Raw genomic sequence first — 16,851 nt, 5'->3', positions numbered from 1 at the left:
CGCGCTGCATCCCGCGTTCACATGCGTTAAACAGGCCGTCGCTACGGTCGCGCCCATGACGGCCGCGATCGAGATACCCGCCAGCGAAATGGTGCGCCTGGCGAACAAGCCGCCCTGGTACCGGTCGCTATTCGTCCAGCTGCTGGTGGCCATCGTCGCGGGTGTGCTGATCGGCTGGCAGTGGCCCGGGCTCGGTGCCGACCTGCGCCCACTCGCCGACGGCTTCATCAAGCTGATCAAGATGCTCATCGCGCCGATCATCTTCTGCACGGTGGTGCTCGGCATCGCTCACGTCGGGGATCTGAAATCCGTCGGCCGGATCGGCGTCAAGGCGCTCATCTACTTCGAGGCGGTCACCACCTTCGCGCTGCTGTTCGGTCTGTTGGTGGGGAATCTCGCCAAGCCGGGGGCAGGATTCCACATCGACGCCGGGACGCTGGCGACGGGCGCTGATGCCATCGCCAAGAAGACCAATAATGGCGAGCTGCCGCACACCGTCGAGTTCCTGCTCGGCATCATCCCCTCGTCCATTGTCTCGGCCTTCGCCGAGAACGCCTTGTTGCAGGTGCTGTTCTTCGCAATACTTTTCGGCCTGGCGCTGGCCAAGTTCGGCGAATCGGGGCCACCGGTGGTGCTGGAGTTCATCGAGCACCTCAGCCACATCTTCTTCACCATCATCGGGTGGATCATGCGGCTGGCGCCGCTGGGCGCGCTCGGGGCGATGGCCTACATCGTGGGCCAATACGGGATCGGCTCGCTGGGCAGTTACGGCAAGCTCATCGCCGCCTGCTACGTGGCCGCGCTGCTGTTCATCGGGGTTCTGGCGGTGATCGCGCGGCTCTTCGCGGGAGTGAACCTGTGGAAGTTCGTCGTCTACATCAAGGACGAGTTGTTCCTGGCCCTCGGCACGGCCTCCACCGAAGTGGTGTTGCCGCGCATCATGACCAAGCTGAATCACGCGGGGTGTTCCACGACGACCACGGGACTGGTCGTTCCCACCGGGTACTCCTTCAATCTCGACGGAGCCACCCTGTACCTGTCGATCTGCGTGCTGTTTCTCGCGCAGGCGCTGGGCGTGGACCTCAGCATCGGCGAACAGATCACCGCCGTGCTGGTGCTCATGCTGACCTCCAAGGGCATGGCAGGCGTGCCGGGTTCATCGTTTCTGGCGCTCTCGGCGACCGTGGCGGCGATAGGCCATGGCGCCATCCCGGTGGCCGCCGTCGCGCTGCTGCTCGGCGCCGACCGGATCATGGACTCGATGCGGGTATCGGTGAACCTGCTGGGCAATTGCGTCGCGACGTTCGTGGTGGCCAACTGGGAGGGCCAGCTCGACAAGGACCGCATGCGCACGGTTCTCGCTGGTGAAGAGGCCGGTGAACAGATCGCCGCCGAGCCCGACGACGATACCGCCGCTGCGCACCGCTGAGCGCTGCCGAAACGAGTCTGCGAGCATGGGACCCGTGTCCGCGGCATCCACGTCCCACCCGTCAGATGCCGGCAGCCCCGGCTGGCTCGGTCCCATCGCGGAACTGTTGGCCGCCGCCGACGCCGGCCTGGCATCTGCCTATCCCGACGGCCGCGGCGAACCCCAACCGATCCACACCGCGTACGTCAGCGCGGCACTGGCTGACGTCCAGACACCCGAGCAGTGGGGGGCCTCCGCACTCGAACTCGCCGGGCGCCATGAGCAGACGCTCACGGCACTCGATACACAGGGCGTCCTCCCCCGCGTCAAGGAGCGGCTTGCCACCGCCCCGATTCAGGACCTACGGCTCGATTTCGAGGACGGTTACGGCTGGCGTGTGGACAACACCGAGGACGCCGACGCCCGCAAGGCGGGGCGCACCCTGCGGGCGCTGTCGGTGGCGGCGGATCCTCCTGCGGCACTGGGCATCCGAATCAAAGGTCTCACCTCCCTGCATCTGCGGCGCAGTGTGCGCACCCTGGAACTGGTGCTCGACGGGGCATCGGGGGTGCCGCGGGGATTCGTGACGACCATTCCGAAATTCCGCGTGCTGGCCCAGGTCGAGGCCGCCCTGCAGCTGTTCGACGAGCTCGAGCGAGTACACGGATTACCCAGCGGCTCACTGCGTTTCGAGCTCCAGATCGAGAGTCCGCAAGCGGTACTGGGTGCCGACGGCACCGCCACCCTGGCCAAGGCCATACACATGGCGCAAGGACGCCTTGTCGCATTGCATTACGGGACCTACGACTACAGCGCAGCGTGCGGAATCGCCGCGGCACATCAGTCGCTGGAACATCCCGTGGCCGATCACGCCAAAGCGGTGATGCTCGCCGCCGCGGCGCAGACCGATGTCTGGGTATGCGACGGCTCCACTCAGGTAATCCCCGACGGCACCCTCGAGCAGCAGGCCGCCGCGATCACCAGGCACCATCGGCTGGTCACTCGGTCCCTCGAACGCGGCTACTGGCAAGGCTGGGACATGCATCCCGGGCACTTGATCACCCGGTGGCTGGCCACCTACGCATTCCACCAGCGGGCGCTCGCCACCGCCGGGCCCCGCATCGATGCCTACCTACGGCGCCAGGGCGGCGCGATCGTCGACGAACCGGCGACGGCGCAGGCACTGGCCGCCGGAATACTGCGCGGCTTGGACTGCGGCGCCTACTCCCCCGACGAGGTCGTCGCCGTCGCCCCCGGATGCGACCGCGCGGTACTGGACCAACTCGTGCAACGCACCACAACAGGAGATACCAACCAGCAATGACCAGCAATACACCCGCAGGGCTGCCCGATTTCACGATGCTGCCCGACTTGGCGCTGCGATCCCTGGGCGGAGCGGTGATCTGGGCCAACGACGACCTGTTCGCCGAGAAGGAGAACCTGATCAAGCCCGGGCCCGCGGACTACCGGCCCGCAACTTTCGGGCACAAGGGACAGGTATACGACGGCTGGGAGACCCGGCGCCGGCGTGATCCGGCGGGCGAGCCCGGCCACGACGCCGCCATCGTCAGGCTCGGCGTCCCCGGTGTGATCGCGGGCATCGTTGTCGACACCGCGTGGTTCAAGGGAAATTACCCGCCGGAAATCTCGGTGGACGCCGCGCAGATCGACGGGTATCCGCCGGCAGCCGACATCGCCCGGAACACCGCCTGGCACAACATCATCGGGCGCACGAAGGTCTACGGCGACACCCGCAATGTGTTCGACGTTCACTCGACGCAGCGGTGGACACACGTGCGGTTGACGATGCACCCGGATGGCGGGGTCGCACGGTTGCGCGTGCATGGCCATGGCCGGCCCGATCCGCGATTCCTCGACGCCGGCCAGTTCGACCTGGCCGCCATCGAGAACGGCGGACTGGTGACCGATTGCTCCAACCGGTTCTACAGCTCACCCCAGAATCTGCTGTTCCCCGGGGTCGCGCGGGTGATGGGCGACGGATGGGAGACCGCCCGCCGCCGCGATGGCGCCAACGACTGGGTGCAGGTGCGACTCGCCGGCGAAGGAGTGCTTCGGCTGGCCGAGATCGACACCTCGTATTTCGTGGGCAACAGCCCTGGCGCCGCGGGGCTGCAGGGCTTGAGCGCCCAGGGCGACTGGGTTCCGCTCCTGCCGCGCATCCCGCTGCAACCCGACACCCGGCACCGGTTCCTGCTGGAGAGTTCGCAGCCCGTCACCGACGTCCGCCTGGACATCTACCCCGACGGTGGGCTGGCACGCTTACGCCTCTTCGGTGACCTCACAGCGGCGGGGCGGGCCTCCGTCGAAGGCGGCTGAACGGTCCGCGCCGCGCACGCCGTATCGGACGTCAATAGACTCCCTTGACGTGATCGAACGCCAGAAGACGGATTCCGCACCGACCAAGGCCGCGGGGGCCGCCCTCGACGTGGAAGGCTCCGGCGTCCAGCCCCCGGTCTCCGACCGGATACGCCGGGCTTTCTGGTGGTTGGAGCGCTTCGCACCGGCCATCGGATCCCGGTGGGCGGTCGAGCTGTGGTGCACGCCGCCGGTCATCGAGTCAAGTCTGCGCATGCCGCCCGGCGTGCCCCCCGGCGAGCCGCTGGAGGCCCACTGGGACGGGCACCGGGTTGCGGGTGAGTCATGGGGCGAAGGGCCGACGGTCTATTTGGTCCACGGCTGGGGCGGGCAGCGCACGCACCTAGGGATCTTCATCAAGCCTCTCCTGCAGGCCGGTTACCGCGTCATCGCCTTCGACCTGCCCAGCCATAACGAATCCGCCCCGGGGGCGCTCGCACCGGGACGCACCACGCTCATCGAATGTGCGCACGCGGTGGCGGCCGTCATCGAGGAGCACGGGCCCGCCCACGCGGTAGTGGCCCACTCCCTCGGAGCCAACGCGACCACATTCGCCGCTTCCTATGGCGCATCCGTGGGCCGTTTGGTGTACCTGGCGCCGATGGGCGATTTCCCGCTGTACCTCGACCTGTTCGCGGCGCGGCACGGCTTCGGCCCACGGATACGCGCGGGACTGCAACGGCAGCTGGAACGCCGTATCGAACTGACGCTGCCCGAGACCGAGCTGGTTCGGGTCGCCGCCAGCGCCGGCCATCCCCCGCTGCTGCTCATCCACGACCCGGACGACCCGGACACTCCCTACACATCGAGCGAACGCCTGGCCGATTCATGGCCCGGAGCCCGTTTGATGGCGACCAAGGGACTCGGGCGCCTGGCGCACTTCCGAATCCTGCGGCACCGCCCCGCGATCAACGCCGGTCTCGAATTCATCGGTCCCGCCTCGGAGCCGCAGCCAGCCGACGCCTAGAGCATCCCGAGCAGCTCCATATCGGTGACGTACTTGACGATGTTCGCCGCCGAGACGTGCGGGATGTCTGGGTTGTCGCTATCGGGCCCAATCTTGGCTTCTTGCACGGCTGCGCGGAATCGATCGGCCGGGGCGAATGAACCGACGGTCGGCACAATGGGGCTCACCCGCTCCGGGTCCTGCACCAGCGTCAGATACATCTGCAGCACCGAGTTTCGCCGATGCTTGTCCGGCAGCGCCTGCAGGCTTGTCCCGAACCGCTGCAACCAATCCTGGAAGTCGTCAATCCGCTCGATCGGGTACCCGGCCTCGATCAGCCAGTCGACGTACTCATCAAGACCGATGCCGTCGTCGTGCGGGTTCATCACGTGATAGGTCTGGAATCCTTCCACCACTTGAACACCCAAGGTGGTGATCGCCTCGGCAACGAATTCCACTGGTAGCCCGTCGAAGTGCGCACGCCTCCGATTGCCGTCGGCATCAAGGCGGTAGAACGACTTGGGCGCCAGGCCGGTGGTCACGATGCTCAGAATCATCTTGCTGAACACATCCGAGGCGTTCAGCTGACCCGCATAAGTGGTATCGGCCAGGATCATGTCGCAGCGGAAGACACCGATCGGCAGCCCACACAGATCATGGGCCTCCCGTAGCAGCACCTCTCCGGCCCACTTGCTGCTGCCGTAGCCGTTGGCGTAAGCGTCCTTGATGGCACGTGTGGCACAGATGTCGCGGATATCGGCGTCCTCGGTGAAGGCCACCCGTTTTACCGGGTCACCCACATTGGCCGTCGACACGAACGTGAACATCTTCAGCTTCGTGGTGAGCGCCAGCCGGATCAGCTCCGCGGTGCCCGCCACATTCGGTCCGAACAACTCGCCGTAAGACAGCGCACCGCTCACGACTGCCGCCGAATCCACAATCACATCAACGGTATCGGCCAGCCGCTGCCAGGTCTCCCCGGTCAAACCGAGGTCTGCTTCACCCTTGTCACCGGCGATAACCTCCAAATGGTCCTCGGCGAGTTCGTGGAAGTGCCGCAACAGTTCCGGGTCGTCGCTATCGAAGATCCGTTCCAGCCGACGCCGGGCCTCGTCGTCAGATGAGGCCCGTACCAGGCAGATCAGCTTGCCGTCGAGCAGCTCGAGCTTTTCGAGCCATTGCAGCACCAGGTACCGACCGAGGAAGCCGGTCGCTCCGGTCAGCAATACGGTGCGTGCCTTCCCGCAGGGCTTCGGCAGTGTCCTAGCGACGCTGAGGGTTTCCGCGTCGATGAACTTGTCCAACGTCAGGTCGGCGGCGCGTACCTCGGCGACGTCGGAACCGTGCACGGCGACATAGCGCGGGTCGCTGGCATGCTTGTCCAGCTGACCGCTCAAGCTGCTCACCGTGGGGGTGTCGAAGAGGGCACGCACGGTCAGGTGCGTGTTCATCGATTTGTTGATGGCGGCGATCAGGCGCATGGCCGACAGCGAGTCGCCGCCCAGATCGAAGAACGACTCGTCGACGCCCACGCGCTCCAGGCCGAGCACGTCCGCGTAGAGACCGGCCAGGATCTCCTCGACCGCGTTCGATGGTGCGCGGTAAAGAGTTTCCTGGTACTGCGGCACCGGCAAGGCACGGGTATCGAGCTTGCCGTTGACCGTCAGCGGCAAAGCGTCGATGGCTACCACGGCCGCCGGCACCATGTAGGCCGGTATCCGTTCGGCCACCGCCGCGCGCGCTTGGGCCGGCTCAACGGCCCCGGTGACATAGCCGACCAGGCGCTTATCGCCCGGACGATCCTCACGCACGATCACCACCGCTTGCTCGACGCCATCGAGATCGGCTAGCGCCGTTTGGATCTCGCCGAGTTCGATGCGATAGCCGCGGATCTTGACCTGATCATCGGCACGCCCCATGTAGTGCAACTGCCCGGCTGAAGAACCTGGGCCACCCCACCGCACCAAATCCCCCGTGCGATACATACGCTCGCCTGGGGCACCGAACGGGCACGCCACAAACCGCGACGCCGTCAGCCCTGATCGGTGCAGATAACCGGCCCCAAGCCCGTGGCCCGCGATGTACAGCTCACCGACCACGCCCACCGGAACCTGCCGCATCCAAGGGTCCAGCACAAACAGCGCCGCCCCCGCCACCGGAACACCAATCGCGGGCGTTCCCGAACCGGCGGCCAGCGGCGGACTCACGGTCACACAGAGTGTCGACTCGGTGGGGCCGTAGGCGTTGACCATCAACCGTCCCGGCGCCCACCGGTCCACCATCTCCGCCGAGCAGGCCTCGGCCGCCACCACCAGGGCCATTCCTTCCAGCGCCTCCGGCGACAGCGCGGCCGCCGCCGAAGGTGTCTGATGCAACACGGTGACGCCCTCGGAGACCAGGAATTCCTGGAAGTCTTCCGGGACCAACGATTCGGGGACCACCACGAGAGAGCCGCCGTGTAGCAGCGGACCCCAGATCTCCTCCACCGAGGCATCAAAGGCGTACGAGTACCACTGGGACCACACCTGCCCCGGCCCCGAGGGCACACCGAGGTGCTCATACCCCAGCACTTGCGTCACGTTGTGGTGAGTCGTCGCGACTCCCTTGGGAATACCGGTGGTACCGGAGGTGTAGACGATATGCGCGATATCGTCGGCGGCCGGCCCCGCCAAGGCGGTACTGGGCTGGGCGCCCACCCCGGGATCGCTGATATCGATGATCGGCAACGTGTACCCCTCCAGCCGTGAACGCAGCGCCGCGCTGGCAATGGCGGCGATCGGACCGGCATCGGTGATCATGAATTCGATGCGCGAGTCGGGAACCGCCGGAGCGATCGGCAGATATGCCGCACCGCTCTTGAGTACCGCAAGAATCCCGATGATCGCCTCACCACGGCGTTCCGACAGCAACGCCACGCACTGCCCTGGCCCCGCGCCGTACTCAATCAGCAGGTGCGCCAGACGATTCGATTCCTCATCGAGGTCTCGGTAGGTCCACGAACGTTGCCCACATCTGATCGCTATCGCATCTGGGTGGGAAACCACCTGTGCTGCAAACAGTTCCGGTATCGATGTCGGCGTTACGGGTCCCGATAGCACCGCACGGTTACCCAGCTGGTCCAGCCGGGCGCTCTCCGCCGCGTCGAGCACATCTACCGCCGACAACCGCTGCGAAGGATTGGCCGCAACCGCCTCCAGTACCCGCTGCAGCCGCGCGATCAGCGACTCGACACTCGCGAGATCGAAGACATCGGTGCGGAACTCGACCGCACCGCCGAGACCGGCAGGCTCACCGGCCTGGTTGAAGCGCTCGCCCAGAGAGAACGTCAGATCCATGCGGGCGGTGTTGGTGTGCACCGGTATCTGGGTGATCAGTAGATCGCCCAGCCCTAGTCCGTCGGCATCCTGTCCGGGAAGGTTCTGCCAGGTCAATCCGACCTGTACCAGGGGGTGGCTGCTCCGGGACCGGATGGGATTGAGCCTCTCCACCAGCACCTCGAAGGGAACGTCCTGGTTCTCGAGCGCTTCCAGACTGCGGCCCCGGACCTGCGCCAGCAGATCCGCGAAGGTCGGATCGCCACCGGCATCGACGCGCAGCACCAAGGTGTTGACGAAGAAGCCCACCAGCTCGTCGAGGGCGGGCTCGTCGCGGCCGGCGACCGCGAACCCCACCGCCACATCGGAGGTGGCGCTGATCTTCGAGAGCAGCACGGCCAGCGCCGCCTGGATCACCATGAAGCTGGTGGCCCCGTGTTCACGTGCCAGCGCACGCACTGCGTGTTGCAGCTGCTCCGGCCATTCCAGATCCACACTGGCGCCGCGATAGTCGGCAACCGCCGGGTAGGGCCGGTCCGTGGGCAGCGCGAGATGTTCGGGCATCCCGGCGAGCGCACCATGCCAATAGGCGACCTGGGTGGCGATGGCGCTCTCGCTGTCTTCAAGGTCGCCGAGCTGATCACGTTGCCACAGTGTGTAGTCGGCATACTGCACCGGCAGCGGTGCCCAATCGGGTGCATGCCCACCACACCGTCCTGCGTAGGCCACCGTCAGGTCACGCATGAGTGGCGCCACCGACCAGCCGTCGGCGGCGATGTGATGCACCGTAGCCACGAGAACGTGCTCGTCACCGGACACCGTGAAGAGTTTGGCGTGCATGGGGATCTCGGCGGCCAGGTCGAATGTGTGGCGCGCCGCGACGCCGATCGCCTCGTCCAACTGTGCGGGCGACCACGCGGTGGCATCGACCACCTCCCAGCCGAATTCCGCACTTTCGGCTGCCAGCACCAGTTGGTACGGCACACCTTCCTCATCGCGGAACACGGTGCGCAGCGACTCGTGACGACTCACCACGTCGGACAATGCCGCACGCAATGCATCCAGGTCGAGCTGCCCGCTCAGCCGCAGCGCGACCGCCATGTTGTACACCGGTGAGGCACCGTGCAATTGGTCCAGGAACCACAACCGTCGCTGCGAGAACGACAGCGGAATCACGTCGGGCCGTGCGGCGGGCAGCAACGGTGCCCGCCCGCCCGAATCCGTCCGCAGCCCAGGGGCCAACTGGGCGATCGTGGGGGTGTCGAAGAGAGCGCGCACGGTCAGATGCGTGTTCATCGACTTGTTGACGGCCGCGATCAAGCGCATGGCCGATAGCGAGTCACCGCCCAGATCGAAGAACGAGTCGTCGACGCCCACACGTTCCAGGCCGAGCACATGCGCATAGATATCGGCCAGGATCTCCTCGACCGCGTTCGATGGTGCGCGGTAAAGAGTTTCCTGATACTGCGGCACTGGCAAGGCACGGGTATCAAGCTTGCCGTTGACCGTCAACGGCAGGGCACCGACCACCACAACCGCGGCCGGGACCATATACGGCGGTAGCCGCTCGCCCAGCGCCGCACGCGCTCCGGCGGTATCGACTCCACCGGCCAGCTCTGCTTCAGGAGACTCGGTGACGTAGCCGACCAAGCGCTTATCGCCCGGTCGGTCCTCACGCACGATCACCACCGCCTGCTCGACCCCGACCACGTCGGCAAGGGCGGCCTGGATCTCACCGAGCTCGATGCGATACCCACGGATCTTGACCTGCTCATCGGCGCGGCCCAAGTACTGCAGGTTCCCGTCAGCACGCCAGCGCACCAAATCCCCTGTGCGATACATACGCTCGCCTGGGGCACCGAATGGGCAGGCCACAAACCGCGACGCGGTCAGCGAGGACCGGCTCACATATCCGAGCCCCAGCCCGAGCCCGGCCACATACAGCTCGCCGACCACACCGACCGGCACCGGTCGCAGCCAGGCATCGAGCACGAACAGTGCGGCCCCCGATACTGGCCCGCCGATCGTCGGCGTCCCCGAACCCGCGGCCAACGGCTTACTGACCGTCACGCACATCGTGGTCTCGGTAGGCCCATAGGCGTTCGTCATCACCCGCCCGGGCGCCCAGCGGTCCACCAGCTCCGCCGAGCATGCCTCGGCGGCCACCACCAGCGCCACAGACTCCAGCGCCTCCACGGACAGCGCCGACACGGCCGACGGAGTCTGGTGCAACACGGTGACATGTTCGTCAATCAGCAAGGCCTGGAACTCATCCGGACCGATCGACTCCGGGATAACGAGTAGCCGCGAACCGTGGAACAGCGCACCCCAGATCTCTTCCACCGAGGCGTCAAAGGCAAACGAATACCACTGCGACCACACCTGTCCCGGCCCCGAGGGTAAACCGACATGCAACGACTCCAACAACTGCGTCACGTTGTGGTGAGTTGTCGCAACTCCCTTGGGAATACCGGTGGTGCCCGAGGTATAGATGATGTGCGCGACATCGTCAGCAGCGGGTAGCGGCAGCGATGCGTCGGTCTGCGCATCGATGGCCGGGTTGTCGATGTCGACAACCACGACATCATGTGCCCCGAACCGGCCGGCCAGCGTCGCGGTCGTGACCACCGCCACCGGTTTCGCGTCACCGACCACGAAATCGATCCGGGCATCGGGCACCGCCGGGTCGATCGGCACGTATGCCGCCCCGGTCTTGAGCACCGCCAAGATCGCGATGATCCCCTCGGCGGACCGTCCGAACATCACCGCCACACAGCGGCCCGGACCGGCACCCAAGCCAATCAGAAAGTGCGCCAAACGGTTCGAATCACGCTCAACCGCAGCGTAGGTCCATGACCGGTCCCGGCAACTCAGCGCCACCGCATCGGCGGTCCTGGCCACCTGAGCCCCGAACAGTTCCGGAATCGACACCCCCGTCGCCCGCTGATCCAGCACCGCGCGGTTGCCCATCACGTCCAGAAGCACCCGCTCGTCGGCACCCAAGACATCCACCGAGGACAACCGCCGCAACGGGTCGGCCACCATCGCCGCCAGCACGAGTTCTAACCGACCGGCCAACACCACGACGCTCTCGACGTCAAAGACATCGGTGTCGTGTTCGATGCTCAACACCAGTTCGTGGCCCGGCGTCACCTGCAGGGCCAGCGGGTAGTGGGTAGCTTCCCGGCTGGAGAAGCCCGCGATGGCCAATTCGCCTGTCCCCATGACCGTCCCGAATGCCTCCGGGTCGATCGGGTAGTTCTCGTACACGAACAGGGTGTCGAAGAGCTGGTCCTGCCCGGTGACACGGTGGATCTCGGGAAGCGCGACGTGCTGGTGCTCCAGCGTCCGGTTCGAGGCGCTCTGCAGCTGCTCCAACAACTCGGCGGTGGTGGTCGTCGCGGCGATACGTGCGCGCACCGGCACCGTGTTGATCAACAGGCCCACCATCGATTCCGCCCCTGCCACCTCGGCGGGACGGCCCGAGACCGCGGCGCCGAAGGCCACATCATGTTGGCCGGTCAACCAGACCAACAGCTGCGCCCAGCCCGCCTGCAGAACGGTGTTCACGGTGGTGTGGTGGGTGCGGGCGAGTTCGGTCAGCGCGCGCGTGGCCTGCCCCGACAGTCGCAGCGATTGTGTCTCGCGCCGCCCTGATCCCAGCTTGTGCGACGGACCTACCAACGCGGGTGTCTCGAATCCGGCCAGCACGTCCTGCCAAGCAGCAAGAGCCGCATCCCGATCCTGATCGGCCAGCCACGTCACAAACCTGCGGTAGGGCACGGCTGGCGGCAGGCTGTGCCCTCCGTAGCCCGCGAAGATCTCTTGCAACAGGATGGGCAACGACCAGCCGTCGAGGACGCTGTGGTGACTGGTGAGAACAAGGCGGTGTTGGTCGTGACCGATTCCGATCAGCGCCACCCTGAACAGCGGCGGATTGGTCAGGTCGCATACCGCTGCGCGTTCGGCAGCACACCGCTGCGCGATCTGGCCCTCGATATCGGTGCCCGCGAGTTCGAGGTACTGCCAAGGAGTTACCGGGTCTGCCGGGATGCTCTGCACCGGCGGATCGAACTGCGCATGGAAGCGGGCGGCCAGGTTGGGGTGCCGGGCCACGACCGTCTGTACCGCGTCGCGCAGTCTGGGTGCATCGAGCGGGCCTGCGAGGGTGAGGTCCAGCTGCACCGCGTACACGTCGTCACTGCTGGCGTGGGCGGTGGCATGGAAGAGCAGCCCCTGCTGCAGCGGCGTCAGCGGCAGCACATCGGCAACCCGGTGCAGCCGCTCCAGTTCGTCGATCTGCTGCTGGGTGAGATGTGCGGGCACGATGTCCGACGGAGTCAATCCCCCGCCGCCGCCACGCACATGCACACAGATACCCGTCAGTGCCTCAGTCCAGAGCTGACCCAGCCGGGTGATGTGCCCATCGTCCATCGAGGAGGCCCAGGTCCAATTGGCCTGCAGATAGGGACCCGTGCCGGTGCTTGATTCCAGAACGCCCGCATTCAGAGTCACGACATGTGCCAGCGCCAGCGGCACCGCGGCGGCCACCGCGGCCGCCGACACGGCGTCGGGGCTCGGCAGCCACAAGTCGCCGCCGTGTTCACCGACGCCGCCCAGCCGTCCCAGATAGTTGAATCCGATAACCGGTTCCGCCCCAGCGAGATCCACCTCGGGATTCGCATAGCGCAGCAGGCCATACGTGATGCCGTCGGGCAGCGCGCGGAGCTGTTCCTTGGCCTCCTTGATCATCACGCCCAGTGCGGGGTCGCCGGCCCTCACCTGCGCCCAGTCCAGTCGGCCGAGGCTCAAGGCCACCGGGTACTTGCTGGTGAACCATCCCACCGTGCGTGAGAGGTCCACCGGTGAATTCCCACTGGCAACCAATTCCTCCTGGCGCCCATGGCCTTCCACGTCAATGCCGACCGGCGCACCGGTGTTTCCCGAGAGCTGTGCGACTGCCATGCCCAACGCGATCAGCAAGATATCGCCCACCCCGGCATGGAACGCCGCGGGTGCCGCGCCCAACAAGATGCGGGTGGTTTGGGCATCCAGCGACGCCGACATCGTGTGGGCGGTGGCGTACGTGTCCAACGCTGGCCGCACGGCCGGCAACAGTGCGGGGGTCGCTTGCACCCGCTTCCACGCTTCGACATGTTCGGCCACCCCGGCGGTGCGCGCTTGGTCGTCGATCAATGCCGACCACCGGGCGAAGGACGTGCCGCCAGGCGGCAGGGCAACCGGTTGTCCGGCGCGACGCTGGGCCCAGCCGATGTTCATGTCTTCCAGCAGGATTCGCCAGGACACTCCATCGACCGCGAGGTGGTGAATGACCAGCGCCAACTGTGCCGTGGAGCTGGCCCACAGCGCGCTCAGCATCGTCCCGTGGGCCGGGCTCAACCGGGCCCGGGCCTGTACCAGAGCCTCGTCGGACAACACATCCACAGATTGCAGGCAGTTGCGCGCGTCCACCGCATCCGCGTCGGGAACGGTCAACGACCACCCTCGCGCACCGTTGTCTTCGGCACGCAGCCGCAGCATGGGATGGCGGTCCAGCAGGGCCTGAAGCACCACTACCACATCGGCTTCGGTCACCGCAGCCGGAATCGTCAGCACCATCGTCTGGTTGAACTGGTCGGCCTCGCCCGGTACGCCCTGCAGCCATCGCATGACCGGCGTCGCGAGCACCTCGCCCAGTCCGTCATCGTCCACGTCCACGTCGCCGATGACGGTGGTGGCCACTCGAGCCAGCCTCGCCACGGTCTGCTCAACGAAAACATCGCGAGGCTGGCACAGCACCCCGGCAGCGCGGGCCCGCGACACCACCTGCATGGACATGATGCTGTCTCCGCCGAGATCGAAGAAGGAGTCGTCCACGCCGACCCGCGGGAGCCCGAGGACCTGGGCGTAGACGGCGGCCAACGTCTGCTCAACCTCGTCCGTCGGCGCGCGGTACGCACCGGCGACGATCTCGGGTACCGGCAGCGCGCGCACGTCGAGCTTGCCGTTGGCGGTCAGCGGAAGCGCGTCCAACACGATGATCGCGGACGGAATCATATAGGCAGGCAACCGATCACCGAGTGCGGCGCGGGTCCCCGCCGCGTCGACGGCACCGGTGACATAACCCACCAGCCGCCTATCGCCCGGACGGTCCTCGCGGACCATCACCACGGCCTGCTCCACTCCGTGTACACCGGCGAGCACTGTCTGCACTTCGCCGAGTTCGATGCGGTTACCGCGGATCTTGACCTGCTCGTCGGCGCGGCCCATGTACTGCAACGCACCATCGGCGTTCCAGCGCACCAGATCTCCGGTGCGATACATGCGCGCCCCGGACGGCCCGTACGGATTGGCCACAAACCGTTCGGCCGTCAGCACCGCCCGGCCCACGTAACCGGAGGCCAACGCGGGACCGGCCAGATACAGCTCGCCCACCACACCGATGGGCGCCGGGTTCAGTCCGGCGTCCAGCACCAGGGTGCGCATGCCCGGAATCGGTGCGCCGATGCCGACCGGCTGCCCCGCCGTCATCGGCGCGGAGGTGGCCCAGATGGTGCTCTCGCTCGGGCCGTAGGCGTTGACCAACCGCCGGTCCGGCGCCCAGTCATCCACCAGCTCGCGCGGGCAGTCCTCCCCCGCGGTGACCAATGTGCCCAGACTGTCCAGCCGCGTCCGGTCCAGCGACGACAACACCGTCGGGGTCAGCACCGCGGCGCTGACTCGCTGGGCCTGCAAAAACTCCGTCAACGCATCGGTGGCGTACACGTCTCGCGGTGCCACCACCAGCGTGGCCCCTGCGCCGACCGCCCACACCACCTCGAAGACCGAAGCGTCGAATGTCGGCGAGGCCACCATCAGCACCCGCGCATCGCCACCCAGTTCGAACAGATCACTTTGCGCCGCAGCCACTCCCGGCAACCCGGCATGGCCGACCGCCACACCCTTAGGGGTGCCGGTGGAGCCCGATGTGAAGATCACATACGCGGTATTCTCCGCCCGCAGCGCTGCCGATCGATCGGCGTCGGTGATCGTTTCGGCCGACAGCCCGGACACGTCGCAGCCGTCGATGCGCAGCACCGGACGAGCACCGGCCCCCGAAACCTCGTCGGAGCCGCAGGTCAACACACACACCGCCGCCACCGAGTCCAAAACCGTGGCAACCCGCTCGACCGGATGAGCGCTGTCCACCGGCACATACACCCCGCCGGCCTTGGCCACCGCCCACCACGCCACCACCAGCTCGGCACAGCGGTCCATCGCCACACCCACCGCGCGTTCCGGGCCTACCCCGGCCGCGATCAGCACCCGCGCCCATCGCGTCGACCATTCGTCCAACTCGCGGTAGGTCAACTCTCGGCCACCATCGACCACCGCCACCGCCCCGGGGGAAGCGGCTACCGCTGCGGCCAACAGTTGCGGCGCCACACCAACCGGCGCCTGTACGCCCGCACCGGACCACTGCGATAGCACCAGATCACGTTCCCGCTGATCCAGCAGCGGGACCTCGCCCACGACCACCGAGCGCTCGGCCCCCAGAAGACGCCCCAGGAGTGATTCCAAACGGGCTATGTGCCTATCGATCTCGGCAACGGTGTACCTGTCGGGATTCCACGCGAACTGGATGCGCGACGTGCCGCCGCCCGGGCGCGGATAGATATTGATCGCGATGTCCTGGACGGGGAAGGTGGTCAACACGTTGACCACCGCCTCCGACGGTCCGAAGAAGAACACATCCGCGAAGTCGAAAACGTTGATTACCTGGCCGAATTCGATGTTGGTGTCGCGACGTCCCGCATCGAGGACCAGCTCCGGCCAGCGCCGGAACTGCTGATGGCGCAGCGCGCCCACCACGGCCTTGGCGACCTGGTCGTCCAGCGCTCCGATGGTGTCCCCATCATCGACGGTGACAAACAACGGCACCAGATTCGACACCATGCCGCCGCATCTCTTCAACGCCGCCGTCGTACGCCCCGACACCGGCAGCGACAATGAAACACCTTGGCGTCCTGTCGTCTTCGCGAAGAAGGAGGATAGCGTCGCGACGACTCGGGCCACCTCGAACTGACCAAGACCGTTCTGCGACAACAGCTCATCGCACACCAGGTCGCGCACCAGAGGGTGCCGCGGCGTGACGACACGCTCCATACCCGCGAGGTCAGCCGTTTCCATCGGACGGGATAAGACGTTCTTCCAGTACTCGAAATCCGCATCGCTGCGCGCGGACTGCTGATATTTCTGATCGGCCTCGCGAATCACGGAAAACTCCGAGAAATCGACATCGGTCTCGGCCGCCACCGACCCCGAGTACACATCCGCGATATGCCTCAGCAGATTGTTGGTGGCATACCCGTCCAAGAGAACGTGATGTGTGCGCATGTAGAAGTACGACACATCGTCGGCTATCCGCAGGAGCACGAAGTGCGTGAGACGCTCACTGAGCAAGTCGATGGGGCGGCGGTACTCCTCGTCCATCCAGTGGCGAGCAGCAGCGACAGCATCACGCTCGGCGCGTAAATCAATGCAGGGCATGATCTCTGGGAACGAACGATCGACGACGAAGACCGGTTCGCCGTCCTCGATGGACAGCCGTGCGCACGGCGTACCGAACCGTGCGGCCATCGATTCGCAGGCCACCATCAGCTTTTCGGCGTCCACGTCGTGATCGATCGTGACAAATCCCGCAAAGTTGTAGGGAACCTCGGGACGCAGTTGTTGCGCGACCCATATCGACCGCTGCGCGGCTGTCAGAGGTCCAAGAACATCGGACTGCGTTCCATAGTTGAGCATGAGGACAACGAACTCCCTAC

5 protein-coding genes are annotated in these 16,851 nt (G+C 66.3%); 4 read left to right on the top strand and 1 reads right to left on the bottom strand.

Annotated features, from left to right (window positions below):
• The first annotated feature begins 55 nt into the window (after positions 1-55).
• Genes dctA through AC5Y5C_RS17290 form a run of 4 tightly spaced genes read left to right on the top strand, consistent with a single transcriptional unit; the run spans position 56 to position 4,751 of the window.
• Positions 56-1,429, top strand: coding sequence for a C4-dicarboxylate transporter DctA (gene dctA, locus AC5Y5C_RS17305; protein WP_499974427.1), 1,374 nt, complete (start codon positions 56-58; stop codon positions 1,427-1,429).
• 25 nt (positions 1,430-1,454) lie between these two features.
• Entirely contained in the window at positions 1,455-2,732 is a 1,278-nt protein-coding gene (locus tag AC5Y5C_RS17300; RefSeq protein ID WP_499974425.1) for a DUF6986 family protein, read from the top strand.
• Entirely contained in the window at positions 2,729-3,745 is a 1,017-nt protein-coding gene (alc, locus tag AC5Y5C_RS17295) for an allantoicase (RefSeq protein WP_499974424.1), read from the top strand. The genes AC5Y5C_RS17300 and alc overlap by 4 nt, the downstream gene beginning before the upstream one ends.
• Positions 3,746-3,794: 49 nt before the next feature.
• Entirely contained in the window at positions 3,795-4,751 is a 957-nt protein-coding gene (locus AC5Y5C_RS17290) for an alpha/beta fold hydrolase (protein WP_499974422.1), read from the top strand.
• Here the strand turns inward: AC5Y5C_RS17290 and AC5Y5C_RS17285 are convergent.
• Positions 4,748-16,831, bottom strand: a complete 12,084-nt coding sequence (locus tag AC5Y5C_RS17285) for an amino acid adenylation domain-containing protein (RefSeq protein WP_499974420.1) — start codon at positions 16,829-16,831, stop codon at positions 4,748-4,750. The two genes, AC5Y5C_RS17290 and AC5Y5C_RS17285, sit on opposite strands and share 4 nt — an antisense overlap.
• Positions 16,832-16,851 lie beyond the last annotated feature (20 nt).

It is taken from the genome of Mycobacterium sp. NGS15 (assembly GCF_059813245.1).
This window is presented reverse-complemented; position numbering and strand designations above follow the sequence as displayed.

What these genes read in the sequence shown, in the direction of transcription:
- dctA (WP_499974427.1), top strand. Translation starts at nt 56, where the DNA reads ATGACGGCCGCGATCGAGATACCCGCCAGCGAAATGGTGCGCCTGGCG.
- AC5Y5C_RS17300 (WP_499974425.1), top strand. Translation starts at nt 1,455, where the DNA reads ATGGGACCCGTGTCCGCGGCATCCACGTCCCACCCGTCAGATGCCGGC.
- AC5Y5C_RS17285 (WP_499974420.1), bottom strand. Translation starts at nt 16,831, where the DNA reads ATGCTCAACTATGGAACGCAGTCCGATGTTCTTGGACCTCTGACAGCC.
- alc (WP_499974424.1), top strand. Translation starts at nt 2,729, where the DNA reads ATGACCAGCAATACACCCGCAGGGCTGCCCGATTTCACGATGCTGCCC.